Origin of the sequence: Arcanobacterium pinnipediorum (assembly GCF_023973165.1) — a bacterium.
In the GTDB taxonomy this organism is placed as follows: domain Bacteria; phylum Actinomycetota; class Actinomycetes; order Actinomycetales; family Actinomycetaceae; genus Arcanobacterium; species Arcanobacterium pinnipediorum.
On record NZ_CP099547.1, the window covers coordinates 1654966 to 1672330 of the forward strand.

Sequence of the window (17365 nt, forward strand, 5' to 3'; positions counted from 1 at the left end):
ATGAAGGTATACCCTGAAAGTATGTGGACAGGAGCATTATGGGACTGAAATTACGAAAATATGAAATAGCCCAACTGCCTAAACCTTTCATGCGTGGCTGGATCCATGCCGTAACCGCTCCATTAGCACTGGCGAACGGTATTTTATTAACGCTGTGGGCTCCCAATGGTGGCGTAAAAATAGCGGCCTTAGTCTTTTTAGCGACGTCGTTCTTCCTGTTTGCGAATTCGGGTTTTTACCATATCGGAACGTGGAGTCCACGGGTAGAAAACACGTTGCGCCGGATCGATCATGCCAATATTTTCCTCATGATCGCTGGCACATACACTCCGCTATCGGTGCTACTACTTGATGCCACAGATCAACTAACCCTTTTGCTCATTGTTTGGGGCGGTGCGATTGCGGGTTCCTTCATGCATATCTTCTGGCACAATTCCCCGCGATGGATCAATGTTCCGCTCTACGTGGCCCTAGGATGGGCTGCCATCTGGTATCTTCCCAGTTTCTGGGTCTACGGTAGTCCAGCCATCGTATGGCTCGTCCTTGCTGGCGGTATCTCCTATACCGTAGGAGCCCTGTGCTACGCTTTTCGATGGCCCAATCCGTGGCCGAACTCTTGGGGTTTCCATGAATTTTTCCATCTGGGCACATTGGGTGGTTTCGTCTGTCATGTCGTGGCGATTTGGCTAGCAATATTCCGCTAACGCTCCGCTCAACGCTCCGCTAAAGGCGAATATCGGTGATATCGATTGTTCTGCGCGAGGTTTAGTGATACGCTCTCGCACATATAGGTTCATGTCCACTTCCTTGTGGACATGCCTTTTTTATTCACTTCGTGGCAATATTCGTTGCCAGCACTACACAAGGAGAAAGCACATGGTCGAAACAACATGGCTCTCACAAGAAACTTTTGATCGTCTCAACGCCGAGCTCGAACATCTAAAAACTACTGGACGTACCGAGATTGCCACCAAGATTGAAGAAGCCCGCTCCGAGGGTGATTTGCGCGAAAACGGTGGCTACCATGCTGCTCGGGAAGAGCAATCTAAAATGGAAGGCCGTATCCAAGAGCTAACCTACCTCCTCGAACATGCCGAAGTTGGTGATTCGCCGCAAGAGATTTCCAAAGTTGCCCCAGGTCTGGTTATTACCGCGGAAGTCAACGGCATCAAGAAGAAGTTCTTGCTCGGTTCACGTGAAGCTGCTGACTTCGTCGATATCGACGTCTACCCAGAAACCGCTCCGCTCGGATCGTCAATTATGGGTAAGTCTATCGGCGCCGAAACCTCCTACACTGCTCCAAATGGCAAGAACTTCACCGTTAAAGTCCTCAACATCGAACCTTTCCAAGGATAGTTAATGTTTTCTCGTTCTCCACTACCAGATAACCCCACACCAGTTCTTCCCCACCCTAAGCCACATACTGTGCTGGGTAGCGACCTCATGGCTGAGCCACAACCAGGCCAGCAGGTTATTTACCTTGCCGGAGGTTGCTACTGGGGTGTAGAAGAAATCATGTGGCAACTACCTGGGGTTGTGAGTACAGCCGTGGGGTTCATGGGTGGCCAAACCGCTAACCCGACGTATCGGCAAGTATGTAGCGGACTAACTGGTCATACCGAGACGGTTCGTGTTGTAGCTTCAGATGAGGCTATCCCGCAGATCATTAAAACTTTTTGGGAAATGCACGATCCGACCTCACTAAACCGGCAAGGTAACGACGTCGGAACGCAGTATCGTTCGGCGATTTTCGTTACCACTCAAGCTCAACAAGAACTTGTTGACGAATCCGTTAGTGCTTATTCGCAGGTACTTTCCCAAGCCGGTCAAGGTGAGATTGTCACTGAGATTCTGCCGGCACAACAAGCTGGCCCGTTCTATCTAGCAGAAGATGAACACCAGCAATATCTTGACAAAAATCCGTTCGGTTACCGGTGCCACGCAGCTACTGGTATGCCGTGCCCAATGCCGGGCAGCGGTCCACTTGCTAACGCTTCGGACGAAAAGCCAGCAGGCAACGAACCACAATCTTTTATTCATCTCGACTAAAATTGCAGTCGAACGTAGCTGATATTGGCTACAACGGTAGCGAAAGGTATAACAATGGAAGTTGAACTTCCTTCTGTCTCTGGTGCATTCGGAGATACCCCTGAAATTACATACCCTTCTTCTCAAGCACCTAAAGGGCTCAAGGTAGTCATGCTTGAAGAAGGTAACGGTGCAGTTGTCCATGCTGGCGATGAGGTAGAGGTAAACTACCACGGTCAGATTTGGGATGGCGAACTATTCGATTCATCCTACTTCCGTGGCGAACCGACTCGATTCCCAATCGGTGTTGGCATGGTTATCAAGGGCTGGGATCAGGCTCTTGTTGGCAAGCAAATTGGCTCTCGAGTCCTCATTATCGTCCCACCAGATAAAGGCTATGGCCCGTCCGGTAACCCTCGTGCAGGCATTAAAGGTGATGACGTTTTAGTCTTCGTCGTCGATATCCTGGGCGTTAACCAGACTGCATTTTCTACCCATTCGATCCGCTAGGCTCCCGGCTAAGCTAACCTCGCTGGAGCTGCCTTGTGCCGATCGTCTTGCTTGGCTGATCGTCTTGCTTGGCTGATGGTATTCTTGACTGAATTCGTTTGCTGATCGAAACACATAAAACCCATCCAAGAGACAATAAGAGTTGCGGGCCGGTATCAATATGATACCGGCCCGCAACTGCTATGTATTAGCTACATGCTATCTACTATCGGTTGTTAGCTAAAATAGCGAGCAAACGTAGGACTTCAATGTAGATCCACAAAATCGTCATCACGATTGCCAGCGCAGCCGTCCATGCGAATTGTGTTGGCGCCTGATGGGCGATTGCTTCATTGATCTGTTCAAAATCAGCAATGAGCATGTAGGCAGCAACTAAAATCATAGCTGCACCAATGAGCAGACCAAACGGTCCGTTGCGCAAACCGAAACCACCCAAGATTCCAGTCCAGGTCAAAACTACGTTGATTAGTGAGAATACCAAGTATCCTAATGCAACAACGTAGACGATCTTACGTCCACGCTTAGTCGTACGAACCGCACCTGAGTAATGCAAACCCAAGGTGACGCCAACAATAACCATAGTTGCCAAGATTGCTTGGAATGCGATGCCTGGGTAATACATATTGAATGCACTAGTAATAGTTCCTAGTGCAACACCTTCGATAGCTGCATATGCGATCGCTAAACCTGGCGAAACCATTGGTTTGAAGGCAGCAAAGAATCCGAGCCCCAGGGCCGCGAATGAGGAGATCATCGCCACTGCCGGCATGGACGGGGTTGGAACAACGAAAGCTGCCACAATACCGGTAACCACAGTGACGCCAAGCAACAAGGCTACCTTGTTCATGGCATCGGTGTAGGTCATGCGCCCTTCTACAGGCTGGGGATCGAAAGCAGAGTAGTTCGGTTGTGCAGGCATATCTGGCTGCACATTCGTTTGCTGCTGGCCGAATTGATTTGGTCGCTGCGTTTCACCCGTGAAGTACGGGTTACGAGAGATTACTGGGTTGCTCATAAAAGAACCTCCAAACTCAGTATCACGTGTCACTTACACGCTAACATCTTATCCCACTATACCTGAGCTCATACTTTGGACTTGAGCGTATTTCTCTCGCAGGCGAAAACTCACATAATTCCATGCGAATTTTCAACGCATGCCACCAGTTTTTCTCAAATGCCTGAATTACCCACATCGGGTACTGGGTTACACCTATAGCAAGTTCTTGGGCCTGTGGAAAATTTCGCTCAAAACCACTAGCGTCAGATAGAATTCAGCTATGATCATCAACCACGAAAGGATGTGATGGAATGATTACTGTCGATCGATTGTCAAAGAACTATGGCAAGGTCCAGGCAGTTCGCGATCTGTCATTTACCGTGCGCGAGGGAGCAGTTACTGGTTTCCTAGGCCCAAACGGCTCCGGTAAGTCCACTACACTACGTTGCCTATTAGGTTTGGATAATCCCAATTCTGGCGTTGCTACGATTGACGGAAAATCTTATGCCTCAAGTGTTGCACCAATTACTAAGGTCGGCGCATTGCTCGATGGTAAAGCGTTTAATCCTAAGGTAACTGCTCGGCGTCATTTAGAAATTGTTGCTGCCACCCACGCCATTCCGGCAACACAGATCGATCACGTTCTTCAAACTACTGGCCTTACTTCTGTTGCAAAGAAAAAAGTTGGTGGCTTCTCCTTGGGCATGAGCCAACGTCTAGGTATCGCCACGGCACTGATCGGCGATCCCGAATATCTCATCTTTGACGAACCTGTTAACGGCTTAGATCCAGATGGTGTGAAGTGGGTGCGTAACCTTATGCGTCACCTTGCTGGAGAAGGACGAACCGTTTTAGTATCCTCACACCTTATGTCCGAAATGTCACTGACTGCGGACGACGTCGTTATTATCGGGCGCGGGCAGTTGATCGATGCCGGCCCAATCGGTAAATTTACCCATTCCTCAGCTCGTACCACCGTACAAGTCGCTGGTCCAGAAACTGAAGCTATCACTCAGGCATTGCGCGAGAACGGAATCGAATTTACTTTCGATCAGCCAGAACAAGAACGCCCACACGGACGCTTCACTATCGCTGGATCGACCTCAGAAGTGATCGGTCACTTGCTGTACCAACACAATATTGAACTACATGAGCTCTGTGAAGTTCACTCATCACTCGAAGATGTCTTTATGGAATTAACCGATGAAGCAGTCGATTACCGTATGGGCAATGATAATGGAGGTGCACAGTGAGTGCTACACACTACACATCGATTTATGCTTCCGGTGCCAACAAAAATACCTTTGGGCGCACCTTTACTAGCGAGCTACTAAAGCTGAAACATCGCTCATTTAGACTAAACCTCATTATTTTTTCCGTCCTGCTCATTGGCGCTCCCGTAACAAGTGCATCATTTTCTCGAGCAGACAGCCAAGGTTTCGCGCTCACAGTTGACGACGCTATTGGCGGGATGCAAGTCTACCTTTTGTTCGCAATAGTGATCGGCACCCTGGCTGTGACCAGTGAGTATGCGGCAAACACAATGCGCACAACCGTTCTAGCCACCCCGCGCCGGTTAGTGAGCCTTGGGGCAAAAGTTCTCGCCGTCGCACTCTACACCGCACTAGCCACAATCGCTATCATCGCCGTTACCTTCGCCCTGATCCTAGCCATCGCAGGTGGCGAATCGGACCTTACTGGAAACGATCTTGTTATTGTGCTAACGCTGGTTGGCATCGTCGTACTCACAGCAATAATGGCTACCGGTTTAGGTTACATTTTGCGTTCAACAGCTGGTGGCATCAGCTCAATGATCGCATTCATTTTCCTTCTCCCCCTCATTACGCTCATCTTCGTCAAGTTCGATACTTTCCGCTACTATGTGCCAGCTCATTTACCAACCGAGCTCATCAGTACCGCACTCCAAACAAGAGCTAATTTCCCACCGATAGAAGATGCGCTACACTATTCACCAGCTGTCGCATTCTTCATCTACGCTGGCTACAGCCTCATCGCACTTACGCTGGGGTATCTGCGCTACGAGAAATCAGACGTTTAATTTCCCGCAGCCAAACAACACGCTCTGGCCTATAAGCCAACAACACGAATCCAATAAGATAACAAAAGTCCGCGGTATCACTTTGATATCGCGGACTTTTAGTGCCTCCAGTGGGACTCGAACCCACACTGAACAGATTTTAAGTCTGCTGCCTCTGCCGATTGGGCTATGGAGGCACGGTAGTAAACAACTACCGTGCTAATACTAATAGCTCAACACCTCGTAGGCAAAATCGAAACGATATTCGAGCATAATTTTGCCAATCTCAACACAGTGCAAGGAAAGCCATTCGCTAAACAGCGTAGACTTATCGCAGGAAGAGATACAAAGATGAAGAATGGAGCTGGCAGATGCCACATCGCCAAAACCCAATCGCCCGATACCGGCGTGCAATGCACAACGAAGCAACCGCAGGAATAGTTCTTATCCTTGGCGCGATCCTTGCACTCATTTGGGCCAACTCACCGATACGCGATTCCTATATGGAACTTTCTGAAACAGTTATCGGCCCTCACTCCCTCCACCTTGATTTAACAGTCTCTGAATGGGCAGCCGATGGACTTCTCGCCATCTTCTTCTTCATTGTAGGAATGGAACTCAAGCATGAATTCGTTGCCGGATCCCTACGCGACGTCAAAAAGGCTCTCGTACCGATACTCGCCGCCGTCTTTGGCATGGTCGGACCGGTGGTCGTCTACGTCGTCGTACAAGCATTAACCGGATCAACAGTCTATGACGGTTGGGCAGTTCCAGTGGCAACCGATATCGCCTTCGCTCTAGCAGTATTAGGCGTATTCGGCAGAGGTTTCCCGCCAGCAGTTCGCACATTCCTTATGACTCTCGCAGTCGTTGATGATCTGCTTGGAATTATCATCATCGCAATTTTCTTCTCCAACGGCCTAAACTTCCTTTATTTGTTTATCGCCCTGGTAGTTATCGCAGTTTTTGGCTTCTTAGTGCAGCGCCGCATCGTGCACTGGTACCTGATGTGGCCGTTAGGAATCCTAGCGTGGTATTTCATGCACGTCTCTGGCGTTCACGCAACAATTGCCGGCGTCATGCTCGGAATGACGATCCCAGTTCTAACAACTCGCCGAGAAAGCCAATCACTGACCCATACACTAACTGAAAAGCTCGAATTCTATTCTGCAGGATTCATTTTGCCGATTTTCGCGTTCTTCGCAGCTGGCGTGAACGTCGTCGATTCTGGTGGCTTTACCAGCATGCTCGTAGACCCAGTATCTATAGGCATCTATCTCGGGTTGCCGTTAGGGAAATTCCTCGGCATCTTTGGTGGCGTATTCTTCATGATTAAAGTGTTGCGCCTCAAACTCAGTCACGGCGTTGATCTCCCCGATATCTTTGCCATATCGTGGGTAGCAGGTATTGGTTTCACCGTCTCTCTCCTGATCGCTACCTTGAGTTTTACCGACGGAAATCCACACGGCCCACACGCCCGCGTTGCTGTTCTACTCGGATCGCTACTCGCCTTGCTCATCGGTGCATTCTTCTTGCACCTACGCGCCAACCAGCACCAACGCGGTATCGCCTCGAAGGGATCGCTACAATCTAAGTCCTTCGGACGCGATAAGACGAAGCGACGCACCCGTTCCCAAAAGCGCAAGAAGTAAATCCTTACCACCAGGGCACGCCGCCAGCGCGATGTGCCCTGGGCGAAGACTAACTCACGCAGCCCGCAGCGCGCAGCGCTAAACCGTCGAGGATGTCGTGCTCTGAAATAGTTACTTCGGAGATCGGATTGCCTGCGTGCGCACTGCGTTCAACGATGCGATGAACCACTTCTTGCCACACCAACGCTCCCGCACCGATAACATCGGCACGCTGCGGATGTAAGAACGCAACCCCTGCCCGTTCTTCCCCAGAAGCGTCAATAAACCATTGCGTGGCACGATCGATTTCAGGAATACTCATTGTGAGGCCGTGGATACGCTGCGAATCATAGGCAGTTAACCCCAGAGAAAGAGCAGCCACAGACGTGATAGTTCCAGCCAAGCCAACTACTGCCTGAGCCTGTTCTAGCGCAACATGTTGCTCGGCTTGGTCAAGAGCTAAGCGAATATCGGCGCGCGCCGCATTCAGCTCCTGCGGGGTAGGAATATCGGAAAGCAACCGCCGTTCACGCATCCGCACCGATCCGATATCCATGGAAAAAGCACTTAGTACCGTCCCGTCAGCCTTTCCTAGGACTAGCTCGGTGGAGCCACCGCCTAGATCTACAGCCAGTAGCGGCTCATGCGGATCACTGAGCGCCGAAATAGCGCCCGCGAATGAGGTACGTGCTTCTTCTTCCCCGCTAAACACGTTAACCTCAACCCCGAGACGCTCGTAGACGCCGTCGATGAAAATATCGCGATTGGACGCATCACGAGTAGCCGACGTCGCCGCGAAAATAACTGACTCACAGTCATAATGGCGGATCTGCTGCCCATAGTCGTCTACCACTGCTAAAGTGCGCTCCAGCGCGCCGGTATCAAACCGCCCATTGCGGTCTACGCCTTGGCCTAGTCGCACGATTTCAAGGCGACGCTCAATATCGGTTAGCTTGCCGTCGTCGTCGATATCGGCAATCAAAAGTCGAATCGAATTCGTCCCGCAATCAATCCCTGCAACCCGCATACTTAACCTCTTTCACGTCTACTCTTGATCCTCAACGTCAGTGGCGGCGCAGTGGCATACCTGCCAATCCCATCCGGCTTGCGCAAGTGCGTCGTCTCCAGCTGGGCACACCCCTGGACCTGCGGCAAGCGCATAGCCGGCCAATGCGTGCAAACACTTGACTCGATCAGGCATTCCGCCAGCAGACTTTCCAGCAATCTCTGGGACTTCATCCAATAGATCACGCCGGGCAACATAGGATTCATGGGCTTGTGCATGCGCCGCAGCATACTGCGGATCCTCGGCTAGCCGTTTGTTGTAGGTTGCCATCTCTCCTGCGCTTTCGATACGCGAAATTTCGCGCACCAACCACGGATATGACAAGTAGAACAGAGTAGGGAATGGAGAACCATCTGGCAGTCGCGGATAGGTAATCGTCACCGCCGGTGCACCGCATACACATCGTGCACCGATACCAACAAGACCACGTGGATCACGGCCAAGTTGCGCGGTAAGGATCTCACGATCTCCAGGGCGGATTTCGGTGGCGTTAACAGCCACGCGCTGGAGCACTTCGAGTGGGACAGATACCGGAGTCATTTAGTTTCGTCCTTTGTTGTAACTTGATCAGATGTTTGCGAATCTTGCGAGGTAGGTTCCCGGGCTTCGTCGTCGTTAAGGACCGGAGTGTTTTGCGGGTTCGCGCGCTCGGCGACTTGCCCGGCAACTACTATCGAATCCCATCCGGTAACAAAGAATGGTGTTTTTTCACGACGCAGGCGATTGACTTCGTCGGTTCGCTTATTCAACCGAGCAGTGGCATCGCCGTGGTGTTGATCTTTCGTGATATAAAGAGTTTGCCCGGGCATCACAAACCCGAGGCGTTCGCGGGCCTGGGCTTGGATGAAGATCGGATCACTCCACAACGCCTTTTCTGCTTCGAGGGTTTCGACGCGTTCTTTAACTGCAGCTAGTTCCGACTTGGCCTGGCGTATTTCTTCTTGCTGCGCCAGATACTGAGTTAACGGACTGGCAATAATCAACACTCCAACAAGAACAAACATCAAAATTGTAGCGAGGCGCAACGAAACACGGTGAGTCTTTTTTCGCCCTTCAAAGACGATATGGTGTTCTTGAGAAAAGCGCGAACGCCAGGTTTGTTTTTCTGTGCGGCGCGGGCTCGACGTCGATTTGGTCTTTCGTCCTGGACGCGGCGGAGTCGATAGTGGTTTTGTTCGATGGTTGCGCGAACCACGCACCCCGGACGACTTCGGGGAAGCTGCTGAGCGTTTCTTTGGACGACGAACCATGTCTATAAGTTTAAAGCCCTCTGCGGTAAAACGGGAGATGGCGACGGTGAGCCATATCCCACCCTGTTAAATTTCAGGGCGGCACCACGATACGTAGTGCCGCCCTGAGAAATTTCTAGCTTATGCTAGTTGATTCTCATGCCTTGAAGCGTGGGAATGCCGAAGCGCCAGCGTAGACTGCTGCATCGCCGAGTTCTTCTTCGATGCGTAGCAACTGGTTGTACTTGTTGACGCGCTCGCCACGAGCTGGAGCACCAGTCTTGATCTGGCCAGAGTTGGTTGCAACTGCGAGATCAGCAATGGTTGTATCTTCGGTTTCACCAGAACGATGGGAAGTCATTGACTTGTATCCTGCGCGGTGTGCTGCTTCAACAGCTTCGAAGGTTTCGGTGAGGGTACCGATCTGGTTGACCTTAACCAAGAGTGCGTTTGCAGCACCAAGCTTGATGCCCTTTTCGAGGCGCTCTGGGTTGGTGACGAAGAGATCGTCGCCAACGAGCTGGACGCGATCGCCAACGTGCTCGGTAAGGGACTTCCATGCATCCCACTCATCTTCAGAAAGTGGATCTTCGATGGAAACGATTGGGTACTTAGCAACGAGTTCATCGTAGTACTTCACCATGTACTCGGTGTCGCGCATTTCGCCTTCGAACTTGTACTTGCCATCTTCGAAGAATTCGGTAGAAGCTACGTCAAGTGCGAGTGCAACATCCTTGCCTGGCTCCAAGCCGACCTTCTTGATTGCTTCAACGATGAGATCGAGAGCTTCAGCGTTCGAACCGAGGTTTGGTGCGAAGCCGCCTTCGTCGCCAAGACCGGTGTTCAAGCCGCGATCCTTGAGAACGGACTTGAGTGCGTGGTAGACCTCAGCACCCCAACGCAAAGCTTCTTTGAAGGTAGATGCGCCGATTGGAGCGATCATGAATTCTTGGATATCAACGTTGGAATCTGCGTGGGATCCACCGTTGAGAATGTTCATCATAGGAACTGGAAGAACGTGTGCGTTTGGACCGCCGAGGTATGCATACAGTGGCAAACCGGCAGACTCTGCAGCAGCCTTAGCAACTGCTAGCGAAACACCAAGAATAGCGTTTGCGCCGATCTTGCCCTTGTTGTGGGTGCCATCAAGATCGATAAGGGCTTGATCGAGGTAGCGCTGGTCAGAAGCTGACAGGCCCACGATTTCTGGCTCGATAACTTCAGATACTGCCGCAACAGCGTCTGCAACACCCTTGCCGCCGTAGCGGGACTTGTCACCATCACGGCGCTCTACAGCTTCGAATGCGCCGGTTGATGCTCCGGAGGGAACTTCCGCGCGAGCGAAAACACCGTTGTCGAGAAGGACTTCAACCTCAACAGTTGGGTTGCCACGGGAATCAAGAATTTCACGGGCAGCGATTGCCTCAATAAGTGCCACAAGGACTCCTTTAAATTGTTATTTGGTCTTGCAGTCTCATGCTGGAATGTTTTCCAACACGTACTCTTCTATTGTCCTACGTTTTGCCTCATTTGGGTATCCCGTTGAGCATACTGATAGAAATAACTCACCACAACGCCGAAACGGACACCTCTTTTTGGCTAAATCCCGGCTAAAAGTCCTAGGCGCCACCTAATTACGCGGGTGGCTGATTTAGCATTGTTCACCGCTAAGCTAGCAACTGATTCATAATTTTTTGTACCGCCGCTATCATCTCATCGTTTTCTAAGGTGGTCTGGTTTGCCAATACGCTGCGTTCGTTACCGGATCTATCTAAGTCAGAAAGCGGAATTAAAAGTGTACGCACCGCTGCTTTGGCCACCGCTTTGGGATAGAGGCGGCGCAACCGAGCATGTTTAGAATCTGAGAGAATTACTGGGGAAATCCGCACGTTCTTTCCCATCACCGTAATTTCTTCAACACCGTAGGAGCGCGCTTGTTCTCGCAGGGCAGCTAAAGCAAATAATCGCTCAACTTCCACCGGAATCTTACCGTAACGATCATGCAGCTCCTGGCGGATATCCTCGCGTTGTTTCTCATTGAGCGACGAAGCAATCTTAGTATAGATTTCCAACCGCAACCGTTCTGAGGTAACCCAGCGTTCTGGAACATAGGCTTCCACGGGTAACTCGATTCGCATTTCAGCTTGTTGCTCTGCCTCGGTGCGTTTGTCTTGACCGGTTATCTGGCCAACTGCCTCAGCAACCATCCTGAGATATAAGTCGAATCCTACACCGGCGATATGCCCAGACTGTTCGCCTCCCAAAATATTGCCAGCCCCGCGAATTTCGAGATCCTTCATCGCCACCTGGATACCCGCACCCAGTTCTGAATGAGCAGCAATGGTTCGTAACCGTTCAATGGCTGTCTCAGTCATTGAGGTATCACGCGGGTAGAGGAAATAAGCGTATGCTCGTTCTCGACCACGCCCAACTCGCCCTCGTAGCTGATGTAGCTGGGACAGGCCAAGCTTATGTGCATCTTCAACGATTAACGTATTGGCATTGGAAATATCGAGCCCGGTTTCTACAATCGTCGTACACACCAACACATCTATCTCTTTGTCCCAAAACGCTTGAATCACATCTTCAAGCTGGGTCTCACTCATTTTCCCGTGCGCCACCCCCACGCGTGCCTGGGGCACCAGTTCAGCTAGTTCTGCAGCTGCCCGGTGAATTGTCTGAGTTCTGTTATGGATGTAGAACACTTGCCCATCACGCAACAACTCACGTTTTATCGCTGCCGTAATCTGGCGATTTTCGTGCGCTCCCACGTAGGTCAAAATCGGATGTCTTTCCTCTGGTGGGGTTGCTAACGTAGACATTTGCCGGATCCCGGTAACCGCCATCTCCAGCGTTCGTGGGATCGGGGTTGCAGACATCGACAGCACATCAACTGCCGGATATAGCTGCTTGAGCATTTCTTTGTGTTCAACGCCGAAGCGTTGTTCTTCGTCGATAATAACCAGTCCCAGATTCTTAAATCGTACGTCACCAGTGATTAAACGGTGTGTTCCGATAACGACGTCGATTTTGCCTTCGCGTACGCCACGGCGGACTTCTTCTGCTTCTTTAGCTGATTGGAAGCGCGATAAGCTAGCCACGGTAACCGGGAAACCCGAATAGCGTTCGGTGAATGTTTCAGCATGTTGTTCAACAAGCAAAGTTGTGGGGACGAGAATTGCCACCTGCATATTATCTTGGACGGCTTTAAACGCCGCGCGTACCGCGATCTCGGTCTTGCCATATCCTACATCCCCGGAAATAAGGCGATCCATCGGCTCAGGTGATTCCATGTCATGCTTGACTTCGTCGATCGTGGTGAGCTGATCTGGGGTTTCGACGTACATGAAGGCATCTTCAAGTTCACGCTGCCAGGGAGTATCTGGCCCAAAGGCATGGCCTTTGGTTGCGCGACGTTTGGCGTAGAGCCGCACCAGTTCTTTGGCGATGTTTTTAACCGCCGCCCGGGCTTTTGCTTTGGTTTTATCCCAGTCAGCTCCACCCATCTTGTTTAACGACGGCGAATCGCCACCGGAATATTTTGTCACGTAATCAAGCTGATCGGTTGGAACCCAAAGCTGATCGCGAACCCCGCCACGCTTGGAGGCGGCATATTCTAAGACCACATATTCGCGCTGGCTCCCCGACGATCCGCCCAGTGATCGTTTAGCGAGCTTAACGAACTGTGCAACACCGTGGCGCTGATGGACAACATAATCGCCCGGCTTGAGCTGGAGTGGATCGACGGCATTCTTTCGCCGCTTCGGCATTGTTTGTTGGGTAACAAACCCGGATTTTTTCCGGTGGAGGAGATCTGTTGATCCATAGACCGCGATTTTGCGCTCCTGATCAACAAAGCCTGAAAGCATAGGTACAGCGACAACATAGACAACGCCAGGCAAGAGCTCTTGGGGAAGATCCTCGACGTAGGAGGCAGGCACATCACCATCTTGGAGTTGTTCTGCCAATCTCCGCCCTAAGCCCGGGCCTTGGGTAGCAAGCACAATCTGCCAGCCTTGCCGAGCTAACCCACCGACATGTTCGATCGTTGCCTCAACGTTTCCACCAAAACTCTGTGGTTCGCGCAACCCAAAATCAACTGCCTCTGGATGCGGCAACCCACCTATCGTCCACCAGGCTTGGCCGGCTTCGATAACCGAAGCCCGCACGGTGGACAACGGGATAAATGACGCCATATCGACGTTGACTGGGATCTGCCCACCAGCAGTAGCCGCATCCCAGGCAGCTGCAAGGAATTCCTCAGTAGTTTCCACTAACGAATCCGCCCGCGCAACTACACGTTCTGGTTCAACAACAACAAATCGTGAGTTTTGTGGCATGAGCTGACTAACTGGGGTCATGCTTGGAACCAAAATCGGCAGCAACGATTCCATTCCTTCAACCGCTATACCGTTGGCGATTTTTTCAAGCATGTCCAGTGCGCCAGGAAGCTCGGTCATTGCTGCGCTGGCTCGGGAGCGCACATCTTCAGTTAAGAGCAGTTCGCGGCACGGCGGTGCATACACCTGAGCGCGTTTAGCTAAGGAACGCTGATCGGCAACTGCGAAGGAACGAATGTCATCTACTTCATCACCGAAGAGTTCCACACGTAGCGGATGGGGTTCGGTTGGCGGAAAAATATCGATGATACCGCCGCGGATAGCGAATTCGCCGCGGTTTTCAATCATATCGACGCGTGAATAGGCGGCATTGACGAGCTGTTCTTGGAGTTGGATCATATCGATGGTATCGCCCAATGCGATCCGCACTGGTTCCAGATCGCCTAAGCCGTGTGCTACTGGTTGGACAAGTGCACGTACCGGCACAATAACTGCCAACAGCGGCGCGAACTCTTCTGGATGTGCCAAGCGCCGGAACGTCGCCAACCGCCGTCCTACTGTATCTGAACGTGGTGAAAGGCGTTCGTGAGGCAGAGTTTCCCATGCAGGCAAAGTTGCTACCGATTCGTGGGGCAGAAAAGTCTCTAAGATAGTAGCTAATTCATCAGCTTCGCGCCCAGTTGCTGTGATAAGCACGTGGGTTTGGCGTACATCGCGATCGATGAGCGCCGATAGCAGTGGGCCATAGCCACCGCGCGGAATTGTGATGTCACAGAATTGCCCAGTGAGTTCTTGGCTTTGCTCAGCTGATGAGATCAGATGCTGTAAAACTGAAAGATCCATACCGGCCTTCTTCTTCGGGAACTGTACTCAACTTCGGGAACTATACTCTGCTTGAACTGCTGGGAGATAAAGAAAGCCGCTCTATGCGGTGTGCAACCGCATAGTTGCACGATCTAGGCCAAGTTCGATAACGTCTATCACTGCATCCGCCGCTAATTCCAGCATCACACCAAGTTCTTTACGTTCACCTGCTGAAAATTCGGACAGCACGAAATCTGCTGGATCTTGGCGGCCTGGTGGACGACCAATACCACAGCGCAAGCGAATGTAGTTCTTCGATCCACTCGACTGCGAAATCGACTTCAAGCCGTTATGCCCGCCTTCGCCACCACCGCGTTTAAGTTTGAGCGTCCCAAAAGGTAAATCTAGCTCATCGTGAATAACAATGAGGTTTTCTACAGTGCCACTATAGTAGGCCATCAGAGAGGTTACGGGACCTCCTGAAGTATTCATATACCCGGTAGAAATACCAAGGACCACCTGTTCTCCAGGCTGACCTGGCCCTACGCCAAGGCGCACAGTACCTGATTGAGTCTGAGTGTGTTTATGAAGAGCCAAACGTGTATTGAACCGTTGGGCCAAAACATCGATAACCATCTGCCCGATATTGTGCCGAGTTCTGGCATATTTTGGACCAGGATTTCCTAAACCAACAACGGTGTACACAGTCAATACTCCTTAGCGCTAGTAGCACAACACAGTGTGCTACTTACAGTTTTACATCTGCCCTCCCACATACTTTGATGTACCTGAGATATCGCCACAAGAACAATCACATGGTGGGCAAAGAGGAAAGGCCCAGCCCTTTGCAGGGCTGAGCCTCACCCGAGAATGCTAAATCACTCGCCGTCTTCTTCAGCTGCTGGAGCTTCTTCTTCAACAGCTGCGTCTTCTGGGACTTCAGCTGATGGGACAGAAATAACCACAACAACGGTCTCTGGGTCGAGTTCAATCTCAACATCAGAAGGAATGTTAAGATCAGCCACCGTGACGTGAGCACCTTCTTCTAGGCCTTCAACGTTAACAACGATGGACTCTGGAATGTTGGTAGCAGAAGCTTTAGCAAGAATCTGAAGAATCTCAGCGTTTGCCATAGCAGCACCTGCAGGTTCGCCTTCCAAGACGATTGGAACTTCAACATCAACCTTCTCGCCCTTGCTCACGCGCAAGAAATCAACATGCTCGATCAAACGAGACAACGGATTGCGCTGAACGTCTTTAACGATAGCAAGATGCTTCTCACCAGCAACATCAATGCTAAGCAATGCGTTAGCATTGCCACGCACTGCCAAATAGGTTGCGTGGTAATCAAGTTCAAGATGTAGTGGATCTTCACCGTGTCCGTAAAGGACACCTGGAAGCTTGTCATCACGACGCAAGCGACGCGATGCGCCCTTGCCGAATTCCTTACGAATTTCAGCTGCTAATAGATCAGCCATAATATAACTCCTCATGTTGTGTTACGGATAGCCTCGATATCGGAAGACTACCCTCCCCAATGAGGAGCGCAGACACCGCGTCGATAACGGAACTTCCACCAAAAGCCATGAATGACTGATGGGGTTCCCTCGCCGAGGCAACCCCATCAGTCTACTATTGACGTAACCCATAAGAAAAGTTTATGTGTCAACGTCACATTAGTTGTCTTCTCCGGCTACTATGCAACTTAAAAAGCGCCGTCAAACATTGAGGTGACTGAACCGTCGTCGAAAACTTCGCGGATGGCGCGAGCTAAAACCGGAGCGATTGACAACACAGTTAAGCCCTCGAAACGCTTCTCTGGAGAAATTGGCAACGTATCGGTGACGATGATTTCGCACGCACCCGATTCCATCAGGCGTTCTCGTGCCGGGCCAGACATCGGAGCGTGGGTGGCGGCAACGATAACGTCTTTTGCGCCAGCTTCCAACACAACACGAGCTGCGCCCGCGATAGTTCCGGCAGTGTCAATAAGATCGTCAACAATAATTGCGGTACGTCCGGCAACATCACCAACAACACGGTTAGCAGTTGCCTGGTTTGGTCGGGAAATATCGCGAGTCTTGTGCACGAACGCCAACGGCACGCCACCGAGCCGGTTACCCCACTGTTCAGCGACTTTGATACGCCCAGCATCAGGTGACACAATCACTGATTCTGACGGATTTACTCGAGTGCGAACATAATCTACCAGCGTCGGCATAGCCCATAGGTGATCTACTGGACCGTCGAAGAAACCCTGGGTTTGGGCAGCGTGAAGATCAACGGACATAATCCGCTCCGCTCCAGCTGCCTTGAACAGATCAGCCATCAAACGCGCCGAGATTGGCTCGCGTCCTTTATGTTTTTTATCTTGACGTGCATAAGGGAAGGACGGCAAAACAACAGAAATGCGCTTTGCAGAAGCACGCTTGGCCGCATCGACCATAATGAGTGCTTCCATAACCCACTTGTTAACTGGGACATCGATGGACTGAATAATAAACACATCCGAACCGCGAACTGATTCGTCAAATCGGACGTAGATTTCTGAGTTTGCGAATTCATAGGAAGTAGTGGGTGAAAGCTCGATACCGAGTTCTTTGGCTACTTCTTGTGCTAATTCTGGATGTGCGCGCCCGCTGGCGACAACGAGGTGCTTTTCACCGCTTGTATGGATGCCTGTCATGCCCGACCATTCTTTATCTAGCAATTAAATGTAATG

At 51.1% G+C, this 17365-nt stretch carries 16 protein-coding genes and 1 tRNA gene; 7 read left to right on the forward strand and 10 right to left on the reverse strand.

The features are described from left to right. Positions 1-38: 38 nt before the first annotated feature. The 4 genes from trhA (at position 39) to NG665_RS07405 (ending at position 2538) form a co-directional block, all read left to right on the forward strand. Complete coding sequence (trhA, locus tag NG665_RS07390) at positions 39-704, forward strand: PAQR family membrane homeostasis protein TrhA (RefSeq protein WP_252673068.1); 666 nt, start codon at positions 39-41, stop codon at positions 702-704. A gap of 172 nt (positions 705-876) precedes the next feature. Continuing rightward, the gene (greA, locus tag NG665_RS07395; RefSeq protein WP_252673069.1) at positions 877-1356 is read left to right on the forward strand and encodes a transcription elongation factor GreA; all 480 of its coding nucleotides are present in this window, start codon (positions 877-879) and stop codon (positions 1354-1356) included. Between the two features lie 3 nt (positions 1357-1359). Next, on the forward strand, positions 1360-2049 hold the full coding sequence (gene msrA / locus NG665_RS07400; protein WP_252673070.1) for a peptide-methionine (S)-S-oxide reductase MsrA: 690 nt from the start codon (positions 1360-1362) through the stop codon (positions 2047-2049). A 54-nt stretch (positions 2050-2103) separates the two neighbouring features. Beyond that, positions 2104-2538 carry an FKBP-type peptidyl-prolyl cis-trans isomerase gene (locus NG665_RS07405; RefSeq protein ID WP_252673071.1) on the forward strand — a complete coding sequence of 145 codons (435 nt, stop codon included), beginning with the start codon at positions 2104-2106 and terminating at the stop codon, positions 2536-2538. 205 nt (positions 2539-2743) lie between these two features. On the opposite strand, the gene NG665_RS07410 is transcribed toward NG665_RS07405, so the two are convergent. After that, positions 2744-3553 (reverse strand): Bax inhibitor-1/YccA family protein, encoded by an 810-nt coding sequence (locus tag NG665_RS07410; protein WP_252673072.1) that lies wholly within the window; start codon positions 3551-3553, stop codon positions 2744-2746. Between the two features lie 293 nt (positions 3554-3846). Between NG665_RS07410 and NG665_RS07415 the strand changes: the two genes are divergently transcribed. Then, positions 3847-4788 (forward strand): ATP-binding cassette domain-containing protein, encoded by a 942-nt coding sequence (locus NG665_RS07415; RefSeq protein WP_252673073.1) that lies wholly within the window; start codon positions 3847-3849, stop codon positions 4786-4788. Further along, positions 4785-5594, forward strand: a complete 810-nt coding sequence (locus NG665_RS07420) for an ABC transporter permease subunit (protein WP_252673074.1) — start codon at positions 4785-4787, stop codon at positions 5592-5594. Before NG665_RS07415 ends, NG665_RS07420 begins: the two co-directional genes overlap by 4 nt. Before the next feature lie 102 nt (positions 5595-5696). Here the strand turns inward: NG665_RS07420 and NG665_RS07425 are convergent. Next, positions 5697-5770 (reverse strand) — tRNA-Leu (locus NG665_RS07425). Between the two features lie 174 nt (positions 5771-5944). Between NG665_RS07425 and nhaA the strand changes: the two genes are divergently transcribed. Beyond that, positions 5945-7225 (forward strand): Na+/H+ antiporter NhaA, encoded by a 1281-nt coding sequence (gene nhaA / locus NG665_RS07430; protein WP_252673075.1) that lies wholly within the window; start codon positions 5945-5947, stop codon positions 7223-7225. Between the two features lie 49 nt (positions 7226-7274). Here nhaA and NG665_RS07435 read toward each other — a convergent pair whose 3' ends face one another. The 8 genes from NG665_RS07435 to NG665_RS07470 all read right to left on the reverse strand — a co-directional run bounded on the left by NG665_RS07435 (position 7275) and on the right by NG665_RS07470 (position 17329). Then, positions 7275-8231: a Ppx/GppA phosphatase family protein gene (locus NG665_RS07435; RefSeq protein ID WP_252673076.1), complete on the reverse strand. Its 957-nt coding sequence runs from the start codon at positions 8229-8231 to the stop codon at positions 7275-7277. An 18-nt stretch (positions 8232-8249) separates the two neighbouring features. Continuing rightward, a complete protein-coding gene (locus NG665_RS07440) occupies positions 8250-8810 on the reverse strand; it encodes a DUF501 domain-containing protein (protein WP_252673077.1) in 561 nt (186 codons plus the stop codon). Further along, positions 8807-9520 (reverse strand): FtsB family cell division protein, encoded by a 714-nt coding sequence (locus NG665_RS07445; RefSeq protein WP_252673078.1) that lies wholly within the window; start codon positions 9518-9520, stop codon positions 8807-8809. Before NG665_RS07445 ends, NG665_RS07440 begins: the two co-directional genes overlap by 4 nt. A gap of 136 nt (positions 9521-9656) precedes the next feature. After that, a complete protein-coding gene (gene eno, locus NG665_RS07450; RefSeq protein WP_252673079.1) occupies positions 9657-10937 on the reverse strand; it encodes a phosphopyruvate hydratase in 1281 nt (426 codons plus the stop codon). 229 nt (positions 10938-11166) lie between these two features. Continuing rightward, the gene (gene mfd, locus NG665_RS07455) at positions 11167-14682 is read right to left on the reverse strand and encodes a transcription-repair coupling factor (protein WP_252673080.1); all 3516 of its coding nucleotides are present in this window, start codon (positions 14680-14682) and stop codon (positions 11167-11169) included. An 81-nt stretch (positions 14683-14763) separates the two neighbouring features. Further along, on the reverse strand, positions 14764-15348 hold the full coding sequence (pth, locus tag NG665_RS07460) for an aminoacyl-tRNA hydrolase (protein ID WP_252673081.1): 585 nt from the start codon (positions 15346-15348) through the stop codon (positions 14764-14766). A 173-nt stretch (positions 15349-15521) separates the two neighbouring features. Beyond that, the gene (locus NG665_RS07465) at positions 15522-16121 is read right to left on the reverse strand and encodes a 50S ribosomal protein L25/general stress protein Ctc (RefSeq protein ID WP_252673082.1); all 600 of its coding nucleotides are present in this window, start codon (positions 16119-16121) and stop codon (positions 15522-15524) included. Between the two features lie 227 nt (positions 16122-16348). After that, positions 16349-17329 carry a ribose-phosphate diphosphokinase gene (locus tag NG665_RS07470; RefSeq protein WP_252673083.1) on the reverse strand — a complete coding sequence of 327 codons (981 nt, stop codon included), beginning with the start codon at positions 17327-17329 and terminating at the stop codon, positions 16349-16351. Positions 17330-17365: the final 36 nt, after the last annotated feature.